Source organism: Spongisporangium articulatum, from assembly GCF_044465595.1.
GTDB lineage: Bacteria > Actinomycetota > Actinomycetes > Actinomycetales > Kineosporiaceae > Spongisporangium > Spongisporangium articulatum.
This window is the reverse complement of the sequence record NZ_JBITLV010000001.1, coordinates 1,284,113-1,304,065: the sequence shown is the minus strand read 5'-3', so window position 1 is coordinate 1,304,065 and position 19,953 is coordinate 1,284,113. Positions and strand designations below refer to the sequence as shown.

Sequence of the window (19,953 nt, the reverse complement as noted above, 5' to 3'; positions counted from 1 at the left end):
GTGTGCAGTCGGCTGGGTGGATAAAGTGAAGGCGCGCACTGCTGAATTGGCCTCTTAGACATCAAGGGCCGCGCTGCGCGCGGCCTCCCGCCGGGGGCGGGGGGGGGGGGGGGCCCCCCCCCCCCCCCCCCCCCCCCCCCCCCCCCCGCCGTCATGTGGCACGCACGCCCTCAGCCGGCGGCCGGCTCCAGGGCCTTCTCCGCCTCGGCCTTCTCGGCGCTCAGCGCCTGCTCGGTCGGGACGTCCGGCTTCACCGGGGACGGCTCGACCCGCAGGACGGTCGCGAGCCAGCCCGGCAGCCACCAGTTGTAGCGACCGAACAGCGAGACCAGGGCCGGGACGAGCAGGGCCCGGACGATCGTCGCGTCCAGCAGGATGCCCACGCCCAGGGCCGTGGCCAGCACCTTGATGTCGGTACCCGGTGCGGAGGCCAGCGCGGCGAAGGCGAAGAACAGGATCAGCGCCGCGCTGGTGACCAGGCGTCCGGTCCGGCCGAGCCCGCGCTGCACGGCGAGCGCCGTCGAGCCGGTCCGGTCGTACTCCTCGCGCATCCGGGCGAGGATGAACACCTCGTAGTCCATGGACAGGCCGAACAGGAACGCGAAGATCATGATCGGCAGCCAGAAGGTCATGGCGCCGGTCTGGTCGATCGAGAAGATCTGCTCGGACCCGTTGCCCTCCTGCCAGAACCACGTCGCGAGCCCGAAGACCGCGGCCAGCGACACGAGGTTCAACACGATCGCCTTCAGCGGCAGCAGGACCGAGCGGAACGTCCGGACCAGCAGGATGAAGGTGATGAACGCGATGGCCGCCAGCACGTACGGGAAGTTCCCGTACACGGCGTGCTGGTAGTCCTCGACGTCGGCGCCGAGGCTGGCGATGCCCTCGTAACCCGGCAGGCCGGAGACCTTCTCGCGGACGTCGTCGATCACGGCGATGTTGGTGTTGTCGACGGTCTCGCCGTTCGGCACGACGGTGACGTCGGTGAAACCGCCCTTCCCGGGCGGGTTCACGACCGCGGTGCGGATGCCCGGCACCGTCTCGATCGCCGCCTTGAACGCGGCCGGGTCGCCGCCCTTGACCAGCACGTCGGCCGTGGTCAGGACGCCGGTGCCGACGCCGCCCTGCTCGAGCTGGACCAGCGCGTCGTGCGCCTCGCCGTTGCTGGCCAGGGACTTGGAGCTGGCGTAGCCGATCTGCAGGCCGAACACCGGGGCGATCAGGATGCCGAGGATGAGCAGGGCCGCCCCCGTGGCCAGCCAGCGGAACTTCACGACCCCCCGGGCCCAGCCCGACCAGGCCCGAGAGGCGTTGCCCTCGTGGCGGATCCGCGGCCAGTCGATCCGCGGCCCGATCAGCGACAGCGTGGCCGGCAGCAGGGTCAGGACGACGAGCACGCTCATCAGCGGGATGAGCATGCCGCCGTAACCCATGCTGCGCAGCAGCGGCACGTTGACCAGCACCATGGCCAGCAGGCTGATCGCGACCGTGATGCCGGAGGCGAGCACGGCGTGCCCGGCCGTCTTCATCGAGACGACGACGGCCTCGTGGTTCGGGACGCCCCGGGCCCGCTCCTCGCGCCAGCGGGACACCACGAGCAGGGAGTAGTCGATCGCGACCCCGAGCCCGACCAGCGAGATCAGGAACTGGACGACGAAGCTCACCTCGGTCACCTCGGTGAGCAGGGTGACGGCGAGGAAGGTGGACAGGATCGCGAAGGCGGCGATCAGCAGCGGCACGATGGCCAGGAACGATGCGAACACGAAGATGAGCACCACGAGCGCCAGCCCGGCGCCGACGAGGGTCTCGACGAGAACGCTCGGGCCCTCGTTGTTCTCGTCACCGGCGGCCAGCTGGTTGTAGCCGGTCATCTTCAGGTCGAAACCGTTCTGCGCGGCGGCCTGTTTCGCCGTCGCCTGGATCGGTTCGGCCATCGGGTCGACGAAACCCTGCGGCAGCGGTGCGTAGACCAGGACGAAGGTGGACTTGCCGTCCTTCGTCAGGAACGCGTCGTCCCCGGTGTTGGCGTAGTCGAGAACCCGGACGCCGGGCAGCTTCTGGAAGGCCGCGGCGAACTGCGTGAGTTCCGTCTTGTGGTCGGCGATCGAGGCCCCGTCCGTCGCGGTCAGGACCGGGATGTAGCCGGGGTAGTTGCCGGTGCCGTACGCCTGGGTGAGTTTGAGCTGGGTCTCGTAGCCCTCCTGACCCGGCACGGCGAAGTTGAAACTGAGCTTGTCGGCGAGACCGCCGGAGGTCGCGAGGCCACCGGCCAGCATCGCGATCCAGAACAGGAAGACCCACAGTCGATGCCTGAGCACGAACCGGGTGAACTTTTCCACGGTGCTGACTCCCCCTGGAGTTGAGTGCGGAGTAGGCGCCCGGCGTCCACGCCCGGCGCACGGCCAGTATTCCGATCCGGAACCCCTGAAGGCGATCAGGGACGTCCCTGATTCGGACGACGCGGGCCGGGGGCTTGGTGTGACGCGCGCCGCCGCCGAGTGCGACGCTCATGCACCGCACTCGGCGTCCGAGGGCCGTTTCGCGTGCACCGACCCCACACTCGCCGTCCCCAGAGCCCCGCACGTCGCGTCGTCCACAGCAGGCGCGAAGCGGCCGACGCCCACAGGCCGCCGCCGGGATGGCACACCCGCCTTCCGCAGGCCGCCACGCTGCGGCCATGAGCACGAGACTCCCGGCGCACCCCGTGACCGCCGCGCAGGCCCGTCGGCTCGGCGTCGATCCGCGTCGACACCCGCGACGCTGGCAGAAGCTCGGCCACGGCCTGTACCTGTCCACGCACGTCCCGGTCACGCACGAGCAGCGGATCATCGCCGCCCGCCTGTACCTGCCCCGGGGCGTCGCCCTGTCCGGCCCGAGTGCCGCCTGGGCTCACGGCGTCGAATGGGCCACGCCCGACGACGCGGTGGAGATCACCGCCGCCCCGCAGGCGCGACCCGCCCCGCGAGCGGGACTGGTGGTCCGCGGGTGCGTCCTCACCACGGACGAAGTCGGTCCGACCCGGCTGGGGCCTGCCACCTCTCCCGTACGCACGGCGTTCGACCTGATCGCCCGCCCGGGCCCGGTGGGGCACGCTGTCGCCTGGGCGGACGCCGTCCTCAGGGCCACCTCGACCTCCGCCGAGCGGCTGCGCTCGTACGTGGAGACCCGATCCGGAACCCGCGGCGTGCGTCAGGCCCGGGCCGCCGCCGAGTTGGCCGATCCACGGGCCGAGTCACCGCGGGAGTCGCGGCTGCGGGTGGCGCTGATCCTGGCCGGGCTACCGGCCCCGACCCCGCAGGTGGAGGTGTTCGACGACGACGGTCGGTTCGTGGCCCGGCTCGACCTGGCCTGGCCCGAGCTGATGCTGGCGGTCGAGTACGACGGCCAGCACCATCGCGACCGCGACCAGCACAGCCGCGACCTGCGCCGGCACAACCGGTTGCGAGCACTGGGCTGGCACGTCATCCAGGTCGACGCGGACGGCTTGTGGCGCGTCGGCGAGCTGGTCACGCTGATCCGCGCGGCCATGGCCCACCGAGTGTGAGGCCGTGGCACAGCACTCGGCGCAAAACGGCCCATCGCTGCGCATGGACATCACACTCGGCGATCAAACCCGGCGCCCGTCGGTCGTTCGGCCACTTGCTGAGGAATCGACGGCACGGCACCGTGTCACCCTGACAGCATTGTGTGATCGTCCATAGACTGCGCGTGACAGTTGGGGAGAGAAGTCGAATGCCACGAGCAGACCTGCGGCGCGCCCAGAGGGATCAGCGCCGCAGCGCGGACGAGCTACCCGTCGCGGAGTCGGAGGCCCGCCACCGGGCGCTCGTCGACGCGCTGCCCGAACCCGTCGTCCTGCAGGACATCGACGGGGGGATCATCCTGGCCAACCTGGCGGCCCGCGAGGCGCTCGGCATCACCGCCGACGGCCGCCCGCGCTCCGCGACGCTCCCCCGCCAGAGCACCCGCACCGCGGACCGCCCCGCCGACCACCGGGTGACCCTGCGCCCGGCCGTCGAACCGCTCGACGAACTGCGCGCCGGAGCCCTCGAGGCGGTCGCCACCGGGCACGTCACGACGGGGCCGAGCATCACCGTCGGCGACGGCACCCTGGTCGCGACGAGCCTCCCGCTGGTCGGGGACGACGGGCGCGTGGGGGCGGTCGTCACGCGTCTGGGCGCGCTCGGCGCGACGCCCGACCCGCACGACGGCGGCGAGGACCTGTTCCGCCACGCCATGCAGTTCAGCCCGATCGGCTTCGGCGTGGCCGCGCTCAACGGCCGCTTCCTGCGGGTGAACCGCAAGCTGTGCCGGATGCTCGGCTACCGCGCCGACGAACTGCAGGAACGCACCCTCTACGACGTCGTGCACCCGAGCGACCTCGAGGAGACCAGCGTCCAGGTCGGGCACCTCCTGCGCGGCGACGTCGAGGCGATCACGATGGAGCGCCGCTACGTCGGGCACGGCGGCATGCAGTTGTGGGGCACGCTCGCGGTCTGCCTGGTCCGCGACGCGCAGGGCCGGCCGCAGCAGCTCGTCGTCCAGATCGAGGACGTCTCCGAGGTGCACCGGGCCCAGGAACTGCTCACCCACATGACGTTGCACGACCGGCTCTCGGGCCTGCCGAACCGGACGCTCGTCCTCGACCGCATCCGCGACGGGCTCGAACGCAGTCGCCAGACGGGCCGCCGGGTCGCCGTCCTGCAGGTCGACGTCGACCACTTCCGGGTGATCAACGCGCACAGCGGCCAGGAGCAGGGCGACGCCGCGCTGGCCGAGATCGGCCGCCGGGTGCAGCGGGCCCTGCGCCCCGGCGACACGGTGGGCCGGATCGGCGGTGACGAGTTCATCGTCGTCGGCCCCGACGTCGGCGACGAGACCGAGGCGGCGGCGCTGGCCGAGCGGCTGCAGGACGCCGTCGCGCAACCGCTCCCGCTGGCCGACCGCTCGATCTCCCCGACCGTCAGCGTGGGCATCGCCCTGTCGGCGTCGTCCGAGGCCGACCCGCTGAGCCTGGTCCGGGACGCGGAGATCGCGACCTACCGCGCCAAGCAGGGCGGCCGTAACCGCTGGGAGCTGGTCGACTCGCGGCTGCGCCGGGACGCGCTGGAGCGGCTCGACCTCGAGGAGGACCTGCGCACCAGCCTGGCCACCGGCGAGCTGGAGCTGCACTTCCAGCCGATCGTCGACCTGGCCAGCCGCAACGTGGTGGGCCGCGAGGCGCTGCTGCGCTGGAACCACCCCGACCGCGGGCTGCTGGCCCCCGGGCACTTCCTCCAGGTCGCCGAGGAGTCGGGCCTGATGGTGGAGCTCGGCCACTGGGTGCTGCTGGAGGCCGCCCGGGTGGCCGCCGCGACCGGCCCGGACGCCGGGTACGTGTCGATCAACGTGTCGCCGACGCAGGTCACCCGCCCCGGCCTGGCCGCCCAGGTGGAGAAGGCCCTGTCCGACACCGGCCTGCCTCCCGCCCGGTTGATGGTCGAGCTGACCGAGTCGGTGATGCTCAGCTCGGCGGTCGGTGCTCGGCAGGAGATCGAGCAGCTCGACGAGCTCGGGGTGCGCGTCCTGGTCGACGACTTCGGCACCGGCTTCGGCGCGCTCACGTACCTGCGTGACCTGCCCATCTCCGGGATCAAGGTGGACCGCAGCTTCACCGCGGGCCTGGGCACCGACCAGCCGAGCGAGCGGATCGTCGAGGCGCTGACCGGGCTGGGCCGCGGGCTGGGCGTCGACGTGATCGTGGAGGGCGTCGAGACCGAGCAGCAGCGTGAACTGCTGGCCGCGCTCGGGGCCGAGCACGCGCAGGGCTACCTCTTCGGCCGCCCCGAACCCGTCCTGATGCCCGCCTGACTGCCCGCCTAACGGCTCATCTGGTCGAGCAACCAGGACCCTTCGAGCGGACCCCAGTCGGGCTCGGCGCCCTTGGCGATCACGATCACCGCGGCGACGACGATCAGCCCCAGCACCGCCCACACGGCGATGCGACCGTTCGGTACCCCGGTCACGGCCTTCACGCTGAGCCGCGCCCCCTGGCGCACCGACCCGCCGCCGGGCCCGATCCAGACGATCGCGATCAGCGCGAGCATGCCCCCGGCCAGCGCCGTGGGGCTGCTCGGCCGGGTGTTCAGCGGGTCACCGCCGGCCGTCACGTTGGCGATGATGAAGGCCGCCGAGATGCCGACCAGGACGGGCAGGACCATCGCGAACACCGTGGTGGTCGTGGCCGCGATGATCTGCCAGGGCAGCGCCAGTGCGGCCACCACGCCGTCGCCGCCGCGCGCGCCGCGCAGGTCGCGGCGCCGGATCATCGCCGTGCGGGACTTGTCCACGACCCGGGCCAGGAGGGTCAGCAGGCCGACCGTCCACACCGCGCCGACGGGCGCCACCACGCCGATCGCCGCCAGCGCTGCGGCCACCCCGACCAGCACGCCGGCGTCCGGCTCACCCCAGGAGGTGGCCTCCTCGGGCTGGGGCGGCACCGGCGGCTGCGGCTGGGGGCGCGCGGGGACCGGGGCGTTGGGCGGGGGCGCCCACCGCACCTGGTGCGGATGCGGTTGCGGGTGGGGGTACGGGTAGGGCGGCGGGGCCGCCGGGGGCGCGTGGACGACGGGTTGGACGGCGGGTTGGACGGCGGGTTGGACGGCGGGCGCGGGGTTCTCGAAGGCGCGGGTCTTGTTCAGCGGAACCATGTGCGCCGTGACGGGTTCGGCCGGCGTCCGCACCGTGACCGCCTCGCCGTCCTTCGGCAGTTCGATGATCGCCGGGCGGCGCGGGTCGGCGGCCAGCCCGGCGACGAGCGCGGCGGGGTCGGGGCGAGCGGCGGCGTCCACCCCCAGGGCCGCCGAGAGCGTGGCCGCCAGCCCGGCGTCCACGCCCGACAGGTCCGACGCGCCGCGGCGGACCCGGTCCAGGACCACCTCGACCGGCCCGGTGCCGAACGGCGGCCGGCCGGTGGCGGCGAACGCGAGCGTCGCCCCCCAGCCCCACCAGTCGGTGGCGGGCGTGACGTCCTCGCCGCCGATCACCTCGGGCGACAGGTAGCCCGGCGTGCCCATCACGAGCCCGGTGCGGGTGATCCGGGACTCGTCGGCGAGGTGGGCGATGCCGAAGTCGATCAGCACCGGGTCGCCGTCCAGCAGCATCACGTTGGCGGGCTTCACGTCGCGGTGCACGATGCCGGCCGCGTGGATGGCCCGCAGCGCGTCGGCCAGCACCGACCCGATCCGGGCGACGTGCCCGCGGGGCAGCGGACCGTGCTCGCGCACGTGCGCGTCGAGCGGTTTGCCGGGCACGAAGTGGGTGACCAGGTACGGGCGGTCGCCGTCCACATCGGCATCGATCACGGCCGCGACCTGCGGGTGCTGCACGCGGCGCAGGGTGGCGACCTCCCGGGCCAGCCGCTGGCGGGCCTCGGAGTCGTCGGCGATGTGCGGGCGCAACAACTTCACCGCGACCGCACGGCCCTCCTCGTCGAGGCCGAGGTGGACGACGCCCATCCCGCCCTCACCGAGTCTCTGCAGCAGCCGGTAGGGGCCCACCATCTCGGGGGCCCCCACCGGTCGCTGCGAACTCATCCCCCCACGGTAAGCGACGTCCGTGGGTGAGTGGAGGGGAAGAGCGCCGCGCTTCCCCTCCACTCACCCGCTAGCTCGAGATGTAGGCGGTCAGCTGGTCCCGCTCGACCTCGAGATGCTCGATGCGGTGCTTGACCACGTCGCCGATGCTGACGATGCCGACCAGGTGCGAGTCGTCGTCCACCACCGGCAGGTGCCGGAACCGGCGTTCGGTCATCTGCCGCATCAGGTCCTCCAGGTCGGCGTCGGGGCCGACCGTGGCGACCGTGGCGGTCATGATGTCGCTGACCGGTGAGTCCAGCAGCGCGGCGCCGTGCTGCTGGAGGCGGCGGACGACGTCCCGCTCGCTGACGATCCCGTCCACGCTCCGGCCGTCCGACGACACGACCAACGCACCCACGCCGTGCTCGGCGAGCAGGTCGAGGAGGTCGGTGACGCTGTGTTCGGGCCGGACGGTCACCACTAAGTCGCCCTTGTTGCGCAGAACATCGCTGACTCTCATGGTTCCTGCCTCCCTCGGCAGCTGGGCGGGTGCCGAGATCACCCGCCGATGGAAAACGGTAACTGGGTGATGACGTTGTCAGCGAGCCCGGAATTACTCCGTACGTGATGAAGGACGCAGCCCGTTCCCTCTCGACGCGCGCGGTTTCACCGACTTCAATGGGGGCGAGGCCGATGACGCCCGCCGTCCGAGGTCTTCGACGTCCGGATTCGCGCGGGTTCGTGTGGGTTCGGGCGTTGCGCACCAAGCGACGCCGACCAGACCGGCCGGCGACGTCCCTCCACTCGGATCGTCCGGCACGTTCCTGCCGGTGAAGGGAAGTGGCACCGTGGCCACAGTCACGTACGACAAGGCGACCCGCATCTACCCGGGCGCGACCAAGCCCTCCGTGGACAAGCTGGACCTGGACATCGCCGACGGCGAGTTCCTGGTCCTCGTCGGTCCGTCGGGGTGCGGCAAGTCCACCTCGCTGCGCATGCTCGCGGGCCTCGAAGAGGTCAACGAGGGGCGCATCCTGATCGGTGACCGCGACGTCACCCAGATGCCGCCGAAGGACCGGGACATCGCGATGGTGTTCCAGAGCTACGCGCTCTACCCGCACATGACGGTCGGCGAGAACATGGGCTTCGCGCTGAAGATCGCGGGCGTCAACAAGGCCGAGATCCAGCAGCGGGTGGAAGAGGCCGCCAAGATCCTCGACCTGACCCAGTACCTCGACCGGAAGCCGAAGGCGCTCTCGGGCGGCCAGCGGCAGCGGGTCGCGATGGGGCGGGCGATCGTCCGCAAGCCGCAGGTCTTCCTGATGGACGAGCCGCTGTCGAACCTCGACGCCAAGCTGCGGGTGCAGACCCGCACGCAGATCGCGTCGCTGCAGCGCCGGCTCGGCGTCACCACCGTGTACGTGACCCACGACCAGACCGAGGCCATGACCATGGGTGACCGGGTCTGCGTCCTCAAGGACGGCCTGCTGCAGCAGGTCGGCACGCCGCGGGAGCTGTACGACCACCCGGACAACGTCTTCGTGGCCGGCTTCATCGGCTCCCCCGCGATGAACCTGCTCGACCTGCCCGCGACCGACGGTGGCGTGCAGTTCGGCGACGCCGTGCAGCCCATCCCGAGGTCGGCCCTGGCCGACGCGGGCCGCACCCTTACCCTGGGCGTGCGCCCCGAGGACCTGGACCTGTCGGACCACGGCATCCCGGTCAACGTGGAGCTCGTCGAGGTGCTGGGCGCCGACGCCTACGTGCACGGCACCCTGGCGAGCGAGGGCAGCGACCTGCCGATCATCGCCCGCGTCGACGGCCGCCGGCCGCCGGAGAAGGGTGAGACGGTGCACTTCCTGGCCAAGGAGGGCCACGTCCACCTGTTCAACAACGAGACGGGCCTGCGCCTGAAGGACTGACGCACACCGACGGCCGGGCCCGCAGACCAGTTCCGCGGGTCCGGTCGTCGCACGTCCTCCTCCTGCGGTGCGCTCACGGAATCGTCGAGGAAGCCGATGACGGCGCGAACCCTCCAGATCACCTCCGCCACCCCCGACCCGGCTCTGCTCGACCTGCCCTGGCAGGTCCCGCTGGAGCAGTGGCCGGTGAACCGCTTGGCCACCCTGCCGCGCGGCATCTCGCGGCACGTCGTCCGGTTCGTGCAGCTGTCGGGTCACGTGCTGGCGGCCAAGGAGATCACCGAGTCGTTCGCCCGCCGCGAGTACGAGCTGCTGCGGCTGCTGCGCCGGCTCGGGCTGCCCGCCGTCGAACCGCTCGGCGTGGTCACCGGCCGGGTGGACGCCGAAGGCAACGACCTCGACCCGGTGCTGCTCACCCGGCACCTGCAGTTCTCACTGCCCTACCGCGCCGCGTTCTCCCAGAGCTACAGCGCCTCCACCGGCGTCCGGTTGATCGATGCCCTCGCGATTCTTCTTGTGCGCCTTCACCTTTCGGGCTTCTACTGGGGCGACGTGTCGCTGTCGAACGTGCTCTTCCGACGCGATGCGGGGGCCTTCGCCGCCTACCTCGTCGACGCGGAGACCGGCGACCTGCACGACACCCTGTCCGACGGGCAGCGCTCGCACGACCTCGACGTCGCGCACATGAACGTGGCCGGCGAGCTGATGGACCTGCAGGCCGGTGGCCTGCTCGACGAGAGCACCGACCCGCTGGAGATCGCCGGCTCGTTGCTGGAGCGCTACAGCTCGCTGTGGTCGGAACTGACCGCGCCCGAGGCGTTCGAACCGGGCGACCGGTGGCGGGTCGACGCGCGCATCCGGCGGCTGAACGAGCTCGGCTTCGACGTCGGCGAGCTGAACATCGCCACCGACGTCACCGGCACCTCCATCGAGATCCAGCCCAAGGTCGTGGACGCCGGGCACCACCGCCGCCGCCTGCTGCGCCTGACCGGGTTGAACGTCGAGGAGAACCAGGCCCGCCGGCTGCTGAACGACCTCGACACGTACCGGGCCGCGATGGACAAGCAGGGCGTCGACGAGGACGTGGTGGCCCACGAGTGGCTGGCCCGCAACTTCGAGGCGACGGTGCGGGCCGTCCCGCTGGAGTTGCGCGGCAAGCTGGCCCCGGCCGAGCTGTACCACGAGGTCCTCGAGCACCGGTGGTACCTGTCGGAGAACCAGGGCCGCGACGTCGGGCTCGACGAGGCGGTGTCCAGCTACATCGGCGGCGTGCTGGTGCACAAGCCCGACGAGGCCGCCGTCCTGGGCGTCGACACCGAGGAGATCCCGGTGGTCTCGGACATGTTCGACGAGGACGGCCTCGACGCCAGCCCGCAGCCGCTGCCCGGCACGAGCGGTGCGTCCGCGAACTGACGGCTCGACCGACGGCCACCCGGCCCTAGACCTTCGGCCACTGCCGGAGCCCGGGTCCGCCCGGGCACGGTGGGGGCATGCGCCGATTGCTGCCCGTGTCGGGCGTATGGACCCTGCTCGTCCTGGCCCCGTGGATCGGCGAGTACCTGCTCGGCAACATCCCGCTGGAGCTGCTGCCGGCGTTGCCCTTCCTGCTGCCGATGTACGGCGGGGGCGCGCTGCTGATCCGCGAGGTCACCCGCCGCACCGGCCGGGGCTGGCCGACCGTCCTACTGCTCGGCGGGGCGTACGGGCTGATCGAGGCCGGGCTGGTCGACCAGTCGATGTTCAACGCGGACTTCGAGCAGACCCTGTTCCTGGCCCGGCACACGTACGTGGAGGCGCTGGGTCTGGACGTCTCGAACACGCTCAGCTTCGTCTTCGGGCACGCCGTCTACAGCATCGCCACGGCGGTGGCCTTCGCCGAGTACCTGGCTCCGCCGGCGCTCCGGCGTGAACCGTGGCTCGGTCCGGTCGGGCTGGCCGTCACCGTCGTCCTCTACCTGCTCGGCTGCCTGATCATCTACTCCGACCAGGTCGACGAGTACGGGTTCGTGGCCTCGGCCGGGCAGCGGGCCTGGACGGTGGTCGGGGCGCTGGCGCTCGTCGTTCTCGCCTTCGTCCCGCTGCGGGTCCTGGGGGTCCGACGGGAGCAGGCCGGGTGGCTCCCCTCCCCGATCGCGCTGGGCGGGGGCTGCTTCGCGGCCCTGGGCGTCACGTTCGCACGGCCGGAGAGCTGGGCCGGGGTTGCACTGGGCGGGGTGCTGCCGGTGGTCGTCGTCGGTTGGCTGCTGGTCCGCTGGTCGACCCACCCGGGGTGGACCGTGGGGCACGAGCACGCCGTGGCCGTCGCGGCCCTGCTGACCTACGCGTGGGGTGGCTTCGTGCTGACCGGACTGGTCCGGCCGGACGACGTCCTCGCCTGGGTGGGCAACGCCCTGTTCGCCGTGCTCGCCGCGGGCCTGGCGGTGGTCAGCCGTCGGCGTGTCGTCTCGGTCCCGCCGAACTGATATATCAATCCGGTCGCCAGACCGGGCCGCGAGTGGAACGTTCTGCCCCGTAAGACAGCCCCGAGGACACCTTTACGGGGCAGAACGTTCCGCTCGGCGGCGCCGGGGCAGCAGAGCCACCGTCACCCAGCCGAGCGCACCGAGCAGGTACAGCACCGACAGGGCCGACCGCAGCATGACCGACGTCAGCTCGCCCCGGTCGTCCGGCGCGTAGACCTCGCCGTTCGCCTCGAGCAACGCCGGGACCGTGTCGCCGACGTCGACGCGGCCGTTGAACTCGACGTCCTGGCGCCGGGCGGTCCCGCCGTCCGCGGCGAAGTCGCCGGACAGCCGGCAGCCGTACCGGCCGCACTGCTTCGTCGTGGCGGTGAACAGGCCCGGCGTCCCCTCGCCGTGGTACGCGGCCGACGCGGCGCGGTAGGCCGAGGGGGCCCCCGCCAGCACGTAGAGGCACACCGCGGGGATCACCACCAGGAACAGGGCCAGCCGGGCCCAGCCCACCCCGGTCGTCGGGGGCCAGCGGCGGAACCGCCCGCGGACCGAACGCAGCCTCATGCGCCGCGGCGGCGCGCGACCTCGTAGAGCGCGACCCCGGCCGCGACGCCGGCGTTGAGCGATTCGGTGCCCGACAGCATCGGGATCGACACGATGGCGTCGCACTCCTCCCGGACCAGCCGGGACAGCCCCTTGCCCTCGCTGCCCGCGACCAGCACGAGCGGGTCGGTCGCCATCTCGAGGTCCGGCAGGTCGACGTCGCCGCCCGCGTCGAGCCCGACGACGAAGCAGCCGGCCTTCTTCAGCTCCTGCAGCGCGCGGGTGAGGTTCGTGGCCCGCGCCACGGGAACCCGCGCGGCGGCCCCCGCACTCGTCTTCCAGGCCGAGGCGGTCATGCCCGCGGCCCGGCGTTCGGGCACGATCACGCCGTGCCCGCCGAACGCGGCGGCCGAGCGGACGACGGCGCCCAGGTTGCGCGGGTCGGTCACCCCGTCGAGGGCGACCAGCAGCGGCGGGCGGCCCGACTGCGCGGCCACGTCGAGCAGGTCGGCCGGGTGCGCGTACTCGTAGGCCGGGATCTGCAGTGCCAGCCCCTGGTGCACGGCACCGTTGGTCAGCCGGTCGAGGTCGGTCTTGGACGCCTCGAGCAGCGGGACCCCCAGGTCGGCCGCCGTCTTCAGCGCCTCCCGGACCCGCTCGTCGGCGTCGATCCGCGCGGCCACGTAGAGGGCCTTGACCGGGACCCCCGCCCGCAGCGCCTCGACCACCGGGTTGCGGCCGGCGACCATCTCGGTGCTGCCCTTGGTGCCGCGCGACGAACGCGCGGGACCGCGGCCGGACGACGGTCGCCCGCCCGCCCCGGACGTCGCCTGCTTGGCCGCGGCCCGGGCCCGCCGCGCGGCGACGTGCTTCGTCCGGTCCTCCGCCTTGGGGGTAGGCCCCTTGCCCTGCAGCGCCTTCCGGCTCTGACCGCCGGTGCCGACGGTCGGGCCCTTCTTCGAGCCCACGCGCCGGGTGGCGCCCCGGCGCTGCGAATTTCCTGCCACGTCTACGAACTCTCTTCCGGTGCGACCAGGGACCAGCGCGCGCCGTCGGCGGTGTCCTCGACCTGGACGCCGGCCGCGGTGAGCCGGTCCCGGATCGCGTCCGCCGCGGCGAAGTCCCGTTCCTTGCGGGCCGCCGCCCGCGCGTCCAGTTCGGCCCGGACCAGCTGGTCCAGCGCCTCCCGCAACCGGCCCTGCGGCCCGTGCGAGGCCACACCCCCGCCGTCCCAGTGCGCGTCGAGCGGGTCGATGCCCAGCACCTGGGTCATGGCCCGGACGGCGCCCAGCGCCTGCGCGACGGCGGTCGCGTCGCCCTCGGCGAGGGCCCGGTTCCCGCGCGTGACCCAGTCGTGCACGGCGGCGAGGGCCGCAGGGGTGCCGAGGTCGTCGTCCATCGCCGCCCGGAACTCGGCCGGCACCTCGGTGACCTCCCCCGCGCCGGCACCGGCGTCCCCGAGCCGCTCGGCGGCCCGGTGCGCGAAGCCCTCGATCCGCTCGAACGCGGCCCGGGCCTCGGCCAGGGAGTCCTCGCTGATCTCGATGTTCGACCGGTAGTGCGGCGCGGACAGCAGGTACCGGACGACGACGGGCCGGTAGTCCTTCAGCAGCACGTCGAGGCTGAGGGTGTTGCCCAGCGACTTGCTCATCTTCTCGCCGGCCGCGACCACCCAGGCGTTGTGCAGCCAGAACCGCGCGAACCCGTCGCCCGCCGCGCGCGACTGGGCCTGCTCGTTCTCGTGGTGCGGGAAGCGCAGGTCCAGACCACCGCCGTGGATGTCGAACTCGGCCCCGAGGTACCGGGTCGCCATCGCCGAGCACTCGATGTGCCAGCCCGGGCGGCCGCGGCCCCACGGGGTCGGCCAGGCCGCCGTCCCCGGCTCCCCCGGCTTGGCGCCCTTCCAGAGCGCGAAGTCCCGCGGGTCCTTCTTGCGGGCGCTCGGGTCGGCGTCGGCGGCCGGTTCCATCTCGTCGATGCGCTGGTGGGTCAGCTCGCCGTAGCTCGGCCAGGACCGGACGTCGAAGTACACGTCGCCGGAGCCGTCGGCCGCGACGTACGCATGCCCGGCGTCGATCAGCCGCTGGATCAGCTCGACCATCTCGGTCGCGTGCCCGGTGGCCCGCGGCTCGTACGTCGGGCGCAGGATGTTCAGGGCGTCGTAGGCCCGGGTGAACTCCTGCTCGTAGAAGTAGGCGTGCGCCCACCAGGGCCGGCCGGCCTCGTCGGACTTGACCAGGATCTTGTCGTCGATGTCGGTGACGTTGCGGACGTAGGTGACCTCGTAGCCGGAGGCCGACAGCCAGCGGCGCAGGACGTCGAACGCCACCTGGGCGCGGACGTGGCCGAGGTGCGGGCCCGACTGAGGAGTGGCCCCGCAGACGTAGATGCCCACACAGCCGGGCGTGACTGGTTCGAAGTCACGCACCTGCCGGGTCTGGGAATCATGCAGTCGGAGGCTCACCTGTCAAGGTTACCGGCAGACATACTCTGCGAATGCCACGCGCTCGTACGGTCGCCGTCCTGCTGCTGGTGCTCACCGTCGGGCAGCTGGCCGTGGCCACCTTCGTGCCGACCCTGCCCCAGTTCGAGGGCAAGGCGTTCGGGTCCCGGTTGGTGGCCTATCCGGTGCTGATGCTGCTGCTGCCGGCGGTCTTCGCGCTCGCCCGCCGGCGCTCGAGGCCCGGTTCGCCGGACCCGTTGCCGTGGGCGGCGTTCGCGTGGGTGATGGTCCCGTTCCTGGTCGACGTCACCGGCAACACGTTCGACCTGTACGACACCGTGACCTGGTGGGACGACGCGAACCACTTCGTGAACTGGTTCTTCCTGAGCCTGGGCTGCGGGTTGCTGCTGGCCGCCGGCGGGGTGGCGCCACGATGGGCGCTCGGGCTGTGCGTGGCCGGGCTGGGGGCTCTGCTGGCCATCGGCTGGGAGCTCGGCGAGTGGTTCACCTTCATCCGGCACGGCACCGAGCTCGACACCGCGTACACCGACACCCTCGGCGACGAGGTGCTCGGCTGCCTGGGCGCCGCGGTCGCCGCCCTGGTCGTGATCATGCAGAAACGTCCGGTCCCGGCACCCGGCGAGCCGACGGCCGACGTTTCTGCATGATCACGACGAGGAGGGGCGGACCACCAGGGCGGTGGCCAGCGCCGCGACCCCCTCGCCGCGCCCGGTCAGCCCGAGCCCGTCGGTCGTGGTGGCCGAGACGCTGACCGGCGCCCCGCACGCCGCGCTCAGCGCCTCCTGGGCCTCGGCCCGGCGCGGCCCGAGCTTGGGCCGGTTCCCGATCACCTGCACCGCGACGTTGCCGATCTCGAACCCCGCGGCCCGGACGCGGCGCGCGGTCTCGGCGAGCAACGTCGTCCCCGAGGCCCCGGCCCACTCGGGCTGCGCGGTGCCGAACTGGGCCCCCAGGTCGGCCAGCCCGGCCGCGGACAGCAGCGCGTCGCACGCCGCGTGGGCGGCGACGTCGGCGTCGGAGTGCCCGTCGAGCCCCGTCTCACCGGGCCAGTGCAGCCCCGCCAGCCACAGCTCGCGGTCCGCGCCGGGGGCGGCGTAGGCGTGCACGTCGACGCCGATGCCGGTACGGGGCAGGTTCGTCATGGGGGTCATTGTGTCTGCCAGACTCGGCCCTCGTGGCGATGGCGGCATTCGTGGTCCTGGCCGGCGGCAGCGGCAGCCGGTTCGGCGCGGCGTCCAACAAGGTCTACCTGCCCGTGGCCGGAAGACCCGTGATCGCCTGGTCGCTGGCCTGGACGGCGGAGGTGCCCGAGGTCGGTCCGGTGGTACTGGTGATCCGGCCGGGCGAGGAGGACGACGCCGCCGCCGCGGTCTCGGCCGCGGGCCTGCCGTCGGGGTCGGTCGAGGTAGTCCACGGCGGGGACACCCGGCACCGGTCCGAGCAGGCGGCGCTGGACCTGCTGCGGGCGCGGATCGATGCCGGCGAGATCGATGTGGTGGCGATCCACGACGGGGCGCGTCCCCTGGCCGGGGCCGCACTGCTGGCCGAGGTCATCACCGTGGCCCGGGTGCACGGCGGCGCGGTGCCCACCGTGCCGGAACCGCGGGCCTGGCGGTTCGCCCCCGACGGGCGGCTGGTCCCGCCGGTCGAGGCGCTGCACGCCGTCCAGACCCCGCAGGCCTTCCGGGCGGGGCCGCTGCTGACGGCCTACGACGCGGCGACCGCCGCCGGGACCGAGGGCACGGACACGGCCTCCGCGCTCGAGGGCGTGCCCGGCGTCCGGGTGGTGTCGGTGCCCGGCCACGCGGACAACCTGAAGGTCACCTTCGCCCCCGACCTGTCCCGCGCCGAGGACCTGCTGCGCGCTCTTGGTTCGTGATCATGCACTGGGGAGGGGGCGGATCTCGTAGCCGAGGGCGTGCAGCTTCGCCGCCACCTCGTGCGGGACGTCGTCCCAGACCTCCGGGGCGCCCTCCACCGGGCCGACCAGCAGCCGGTGCTGATCGCGGTCCGCGGTGCCCAGCACGGTGCCGTCGGGGGCGACGCGCTTCAGGGTGTCCGTGACGGGGGCGACGCCGATCCGAAGCTGACGACTCATGAGCACCTCGTGGCCCGCGACCCGGCATCTGCGACCGGAATGGTCGCCATGAGCCGGATCGAGCCGACCATGGCGACCGATTCGGTCGCGGATCCTCCGGTGGGGCCGGTTCCGGCCGACGACTGGCTCATGCCGGACGGGCCGGCGACGGGCCGGGGGTAGCAGCGGGGGCAGCAGCGGGGGCAGGAGCGGGGACGCGCGGCTTGGGTGGGACGGCGCCCTCGGCCCGCGTCCCGGCCCGCGGCCCGGCCGGGGTCTCGGCGGGCGCGCGCTTCGCGAACACCAGGCGCCCGTTGGCGGTGGTCATCACGCTGCTCACCACCACCGGGACGCTCGCGCCGAGCAGCTCCCGGGCCCCTTCGACGACCACCATCGTGCCGTCGTCCAGGTAACCGACGGCCTGACCGGCCTCCTTGCCCACCCGGGTGAGCAGCACCGTGACGTCGTCACCGGCGGAGACGGGCGGGCGCAGCGCCAGCGAGAGCGCGTGCAGGTTCATCACCCGGCACCCGGCCAGCCCGGCCGCCTTGGCCAGCCCCGAGTCGAGGGTGAGCAGGGCGATGCCGCGGTCGAGGGCGATGCGCACCAGCTTGGCGTCCACCTCCGGCAGCTCCATCGCTTCGTCCCCGATCACCTCGACGGTGACGCCCTTCTCCCGGCCGAGCGCCTCCAGGGCGTCGAGACCGCGCCTGCCCTTGGCCCGGCGCAGGTCGTCGGCGGAGTCGGCCAGGCCCCGCAGCTCGTCCAGCACCGGCTGGGGGACGACGATCGGGCCGCGCAGGAAGCCCGCCCGCACGACGTCCACGATCCGCGCGTCGATGGCCACGGACGTGTCCAGGAGGCGGGCCGGTTCGTCGACGCCCTTGCCGGCCAGACCGGCCCGCGGCCCGAGGACCGCGATCAGGTCGTCGCGGCGGGCGCTGCCGACCCGGTGGCCGAGCGTCCCGACGGCCACACAGCCGAACACGAAGATGGGCAGCGTGATCAGGGCGGGGCCGAGCAGCAGAACCGGCCACAGCAGACCGGCCGTGAACAGGATGCCGATGACGGCCCCGACCATCCCGGCCAGGATCTGCTCGATCGAGCGCTGGCGGAACAACTGCTCCGCCTCCTGCAGGGTGCGCCCGGTGAGCCGGGCGACCACCCCGCCGAACACGTAGCCCAGCGCGGCGCCGAGCACGATGCCGGCGGTGACGCCGTCCAGCGGGCCCAGCATCTCCCCGTCGGGAGCGATCTGGGTGCCCAGCAGGTAGCCGAGCCCGGCCAAGAACATGACCACGCACAGCCGCAGCAGTTCGACGACCACAGCAGGCATCACGGGCTCGCGCCGGGTTGACCCGGGCACGCGCTCAACACCGTCGCCGACCACCGAACACCTCCGAACGCGGGTGACCCCGCGACCGGGCGGGGTCAGGACGCGAGGACCTCGTTCAGCAGGGCCTCTGCCTTGTCCTCGTTGGTGTGTTCGGCAAGTGCGAGCTCCGACACAAGGATCTGACGCGCCTTCGCCAGCATGCGCTTCTCGCCGGCGGACAGGCCGCGGTCCTGGTCACGACGCCAGAGGTCACGAACCACCTCGGCCACCTTGATGACGTCGCCCGAGGCGAGCTTCTCGAGGTTGGCCTTGTAGCGGCGGGACCAGTTGGTCGGCTCCTCCGCGTAGGGGGCGCGCAGCACCTCGAAGACCTTGTCCAGGCCTTCCTGGCCGACCACGTCGCGGACACCCACCAGGTCGACGTTCTGCGCCGGCACCTCGATGGTCAGATCCCCCTGGGCTACCTTCAGGACGAGGTACTGCTTCTCCTCGCCCTTGATTACGCGGGTCTTGATCTCTTCGATGAGCGCGGCACCGTGATGCGGGTAAACGACAGTCTCGCCGACCGTGAAAGCCATGTGTAAGTTTCCCCTTTCCCGGTAATCAGGTTACCACGCGTGCACGGCCCCCGACCAGTCAAGCGTGAACGTTTGTGCAGGTCAGAGCCATGACGCCCGGTCGCCCAGAGTGCGCCACGGGGGACAGCGTGTGCCGGACACACTGCTCTGCGTGACGATCATGAGGTGACCCGGGCCACGGCGGGGCGCCACGGACGCACCCGGTGACCTGCGGCGACGGGCGTCACGGCCCCGCCGACGGGGGGTCGCACAACCGGCCGACCGGTGCCCGGTAGGCTGCCCCCGCTCACCCGGACGAGTGAGACGGGTGGGGTACCGCTGCACCGGACGTGCACGAGAAAGCAGGAGGCCAGCGCCGTGAAGCGCTCCCGTTCCGCCGCCCGTCTGGCCGGGCCGACCGCAGTCGTCGCCGTAGGCGTACTCGGCCTCGCCGGCTGCGCGTCGCTCAACTCCCCCGCGACGATCCGTACCCCCTACGCGGCCGCCGACGGCACCACCGTGAAGCTGCCCGACACCAGCCTGACCCTGTCGAACTTCCTGGTGGTCGGCACCGCCAAGGACCAGCCCGCCGAGGTCGTCGGCGCGGTCATCAACGGCGGCGACCAGCAGGTCCAGCTGAGCCTCACCGCGGACCCGGGCAGCACCGCCCAGCCGGGCGAGACCGTGGTCGTCGTGCCCGCGCACGGCATCGCCCGGATCGGTCCCGACCAGGACACGTCGATGCCGCTCCCGCAGCTGGCCGAGGTGCCGGGCGCCGAGATGACCCTCAGCGCGGCCACCACCGCCACGGGCGCGACGGACCTCGTCGTCCCGATCGTGCGCCCCACGCTGTACTACGCGGGCCTGACGGCGTCCCCCGAGCCGTCGGTGACGCGCAAGCCGCGGGCGTCGGCGACGACGTCCCCGTCCGGCGCCCCGAGCGCCTCCGCCGAGGCTTCGGCGACGACCGCCCCCTGATCGGTCGTGATCAAGGAATCCACTCGGGCCGGGCGGTGAGCTCACCACCCGCTACTGCGAGTGGATT

18 protein-coding genes are annotated in these 19,953 nt (G+C 72.7%); 8 read left to right on the top strand and 10 right to left on the bottom strand.

Annotated features, from left to right (window positions below; genetic code table 11):
- Positions 1 to 170 precede the first annotated feature (170 nt).
- Entirely contained in the window at positions 171 to 2,339 is a 2,169-nt protein-coding gene (locus ACIB24_RS06165) for an MMPL family transporter (protein ID WP_398276653.1), read from the bottom strand.
- A 338-nt stretch (positions 2,340 to 2,677) separates the two neighbouring features.
- Between ACIB24_RS06165 and ACIB24_RS06160 the strand changes: the two genes are divergently transcribed.
- The gene (locus ACIB24_RS06160; RefSeq protein WP_398276650.1) at positions 2,678 to 3,544 is read left to right on the top strand and encodes a hypothetical protein; all 867 of its coding nucleotides are present in this window, start codon (positions 2,678 to 2,680) and stop codon (positions 3,542 to 3,544) included.
- 188 nt (positions 3,545 to 3,732) lie between these two features.
- The gene (locus ACIB24_RS06155) at positions 3,733 to 5,850 is read left to right on the top strand and encodes an EAL domain-containing protein (RefSeq protein ID WP_398276647.1); all 2,118 of its coding nucleotides are present in this window, start codon (positions 3,733 to 3,735) and stop codon (positions 5,848 to 5,850) included.
- A gap of 8 nt (positions 5,851 to 5,858) precedes the next feature.
- On the opposite strand, the gene ACIB24_RS06150 is transcribed toward ACIB24_RS06155, so the two are convergent.
- Together ACIB24_RS06150 and ACIB24_RS06145 are read right to left on the bottom strand one after the other, a co-directional pair.
- Positions 5,859 to 7,574: a protein kinase domain-containing protein gene (locus ACIB24_RS06150; protein WP_398276644.1), complete on the bottom strand. Its 1,716-nt coding sequence runs from the start codon at positions 7,572 to 7,574 to the stop codon at positions 5,859 to 5,861.
- A 70-nt stretch (positions 7,575 to 7,644) separates the two neighbouring features.
- A complete protein-coding gene (locus tag ACIB24_RS06145) occupies positions 7,645 to 8,076 on the bottom strand; it encodes a CBS domain-containing protein (protein ID WP_398276641.1) in 432 nt (143 codons plus the stop codon).
- A 328-nt stretch (positions 8,077 to 8,404) separates the two neighbouring features.
- On the opposite strand from ACIB24_RS06145, the gene ACIB24_RS06140 reads away from it, so the two are divergent.
- The 3 genes from ACIB24_RS06140 (at position 8,405) to ACIB24_RS06130 (ending at position 11,940) form a co-directional block, all read left to right on the top strand.
- A complete protein-coding gene (locus ACIB24_RS06140) occupies positions 8,405 to 9,478 on the top strand; it encodes an ABC transporter ATP-binding protein (RefSeq protein WP_398276638.1) in 1,074 nt (357 codons plus the stop codon).
- 96 nt (positions 9,479 to 9,574) lie between these two features.
- Positions 9,575 to 10,891 (top strand): DUF4032 domain-containing protein, encoded by a 1,317-nt coding sequence (locus tag ACIB24_RS06135; RefSeq protein WP_398276635.1) that lies wholly within the window; start codon positions 9,575 to 9,577, stop codon positions 10,889 to 10,891.
- Positions 10,892 to 10,968: 77 nt separating this feature from the next.
- Positions 10,969 to 11,940 (top strand): hypothetical protein, encoded by a 972-nt coding sequence (locus ACIB24_RS06130; protein WP_398276632.1) that lies wholly within the window; start codon positions 10,969 to 10,971, stop codon positions 11,938 to 11,940.
- A 72-nt stretch (positions 11,941 to 12,012) separates the two neighbouring features.
- On the opposite strand, the gene ACIB24_RS06125 is transcribed toward ACIB24_RS06130, so the two are convergent.
- From ACIB24_RS06125 to cysS, 3 genes are read right to left on the bottom strand one after another with little or no spacing between them, the layout of a single operon-like run.
- Complete coding sequence (locus ACIB24_RS06125) at positions 12,013 to 12,495, bottom strand: hypothetical protein (protein WP_398276629.1); 483 nt, start codon at positions 12,493 to 12,495, stop codon at positions 12,013 to 12,015.
- Entirely contained in the window at positions 12,492 to 13,481 is a 990-nt protein-coding gene (gene rlmB / locus ACIB24_RS06120; RefSeq protein ID WP_398276626.1) for a 23S rRNA (guanosine(2251)-2'-O)-methyltransferase RlmB, read from the bottom strand. Before rlmB ends, ACIB24_RS06125 begins: the two co-directional genes overlap by 4 nt.
- 2 nt (positions 13,482 to 13,483) lie before the next feature.
- Positions 13,484 to 14,938, bottom strand: a complete 1,455-nt coding sequence (gene cysS / locus ACIB24_RS06115; RefSeq protein ID WP_398276623.1) for a cysteine--tRNA ligase — start codon at positions 14,936 to 14,938, stop codon at positions 13,484 to 13,486.
- A gap of 32 nt (positions 14,939 to 14,970) precedes the next feature.
- On the opposite strand from cysS, the gene ACIB24_RS06110 reads away from it, so the two are divergent.
- Positions 14,971 to 15,585, top strand: coding sequence for a hypothetical protein (locus ACIB24_RS06110; RefSeq protein WP_398276621.1), 615 nt, complete (start codon positions 14,971 to 14,973; stop codon positions 15,583 to 15,585).
- Here ACIB24_RS06110 and ispF read toward each other — a convergent pair whose 3' ends face one another.
- Complete coding sequence (gene ispF, locus ACIB24_RS06105; protein WP_398276618.1) at positions 15,586 to 16,080, bottom strand: 2-C-methyl-D-erythritol 2,4-cyclodiphosphate synthase; 495 nt, start codon at positions 16,078 to 16,080, stop codon at positions 15,586 to 15,588. It abuts the gene before it with no gap.
- 38 nt (positions 16,081 to 16,118) lie between these two features.
- On the opposite strand from ispF, the gene ACIB24_RS06100 reads away from it, so the two are divergent.
- On the top strand, positions 16,119 to 16,817 hold the full coding sequence (locus tag ACIB24_RS06100) for a 2-C-methyl-D-erythritol 4-phosphate cytidylyltransferase (protein WP_398276796.1): 699 nt from the start codon (positions 16,119 to 16,121) through the stop codon (positions 16,815 to 16,817).
- Here the strand turns inward: ACIB24_RS06100 and ACIB24_RS06095 are convergent, their stop codons facing one another.
- The 3 genes from ACIB24_RS06095 to ACIB24_RS06085 form a co-directional block, all read right to left on the bottom strand.
- Positions 16,818 to 17,036 (bottom strand): hypothetical protein, encoded by a 219-nt coding sequence (locus tag ACIB24_RS06095; RefSeq protein WP_398276615.1) that lies wholly within the window; start codon positions 17,034 to 17,036, stop codon positions 16,818 to 16,820.
- 127 nt (positions 17,037 to 17,163) lie between these two features.
- A complete protein-coding gene (locus tag ACIB24_RS06090; RefSeq protein ID WP_398276612.1) occupies positions 17,164 to 18,381 on the bottom strand; it encodes a PIN/TRAM domain-containing protein in 1,218 nt (405 codons plus the stop codon).
- A 65-nt stretch (positions 18,382 to 18,446) separates the two neighbouring features.
- A complete protein-coding gene (locus ACIB24_RS06085) occupies positions 18,447 to 18,929 on the bottom strand; it encodes a CarD family transcriptional regulator (RefSeq protein WP_398276609.1) in 483 nt (160 codons plus the stop codon).
- Between the two features lie 357 nt (positions 18,930 to 19,286).
- Between ACIB24_RS06085 and ACIB24_RS06080 the strand changes: the two genes are divergently transcribed.
- The gene (locus ACIB24_RS06080; RefSeq protein ID WP_398276606.1) at positions 19,287 to 19,886 is read left to right on the top strand and encodes a hypothetical protein; all 600 of its coding nucleotides are present in this window, start codon (positions 19,287 to 19,289) and stop codon (positions 19,884 to 19,886) included.
- Positions 19,887 to 19,953: the final 67 nt, after the last annotated feature.

What these genes read in the sequence shown, in the direction of transcription:
- ACIB24_RS06160 (WP_398276650.1), top strand. Translation starts at nt 2,678, where the DNA reads ATGAGCACGAGACTCCCGGCGCACCCCGTGACCGCCGCGCAGGCCCGT.
- ACIB24_RS06155 (WP_398276647.1), top strand. Translation starts at nt 3,733, where the DNA reads ATGCCACGAGCAGACCTGCGGCGCGCCCAGAGGGATCAGCGCCGCAGC.
- ACIB24_RS06150 (WP_398276644.1), bottom strand. Translation starts at nt 7,574, where the DNA reads ATGAGTTCGCAGCGACCGGTGGGGGCCCCCGAGATGGTGGGCCCCTAC.
- ACIB24_RS06145 (WP_398276641.1), bottom strand. Translation starts at nt 8,076, where the DNA reads ATGAGAGTCAGCGATGTTCTGCGCAACAAGGGCGACTTAGTGGTGACC.
- ACIB24_RS06135 (WP_398276635.1), top strand. Translation starts at nt 9,575, where the DNA reads ATGACGGCGCGAACCCTCCAGATCACCTCCGCCACCCCCGACCCGGCT.
- ACIB24_RS06130 (WP_398276632.1), top strand. Translation starts at nt 10,969, where the DNA reads ATGCGCCGATTGCTGCCCGTGTCGGGCGTATGGACCCTGCTCGTCCTG.
- ACIB24_RS06125 (WP_398276629.1), bottom strand. Translation starts at nt 12,495, where the DNA reads ATGAGGCTGCGTTCGGTCCGCGGGCGGTTCCGCCGCTGGCCCCCGACG.
- ACIB24_RS06110 (WP_398276621.1), top strand. Translation starts at nt 14,971, where the DNA reads ATGCCACGCGCTCGTACGGTCGCCGTCCTGCTGCTGGTGCTCACCGTC.
- ispF (WP_398276618.1), bottom strand. Translation starts at nt 16,080, where the DNA reads ATGACGAACCTGCCCCGTACCGGCATCGGCGTCGACGTGCACGCCTAC.
- ACIB24_RS06100 (WP_398276796.1), top strand. Translation starts at nt 16,119, where the DNA reads ATGGCGGCATTCGTGGTCCTGGCCGGCGGCAGCGGCAGCCGGTTCGGC.
- ACIB24_RS06095 (WP_398276615.1), bottom strand. Translation starts at nt 17,036, where the DNA reads ATGAGTCGTCAGCTTCGGATCGGCGTCGCCCCCGTCACGGACACCCTG.
- ACIB24_RS06085 (WP_398276609.1), bottom strand. Translation starts at nt 18,929, where the DNA reads ATGGCTTTCACGGTCGGCGAGACTGTCGTTTACCCGCATCACGGTGCC.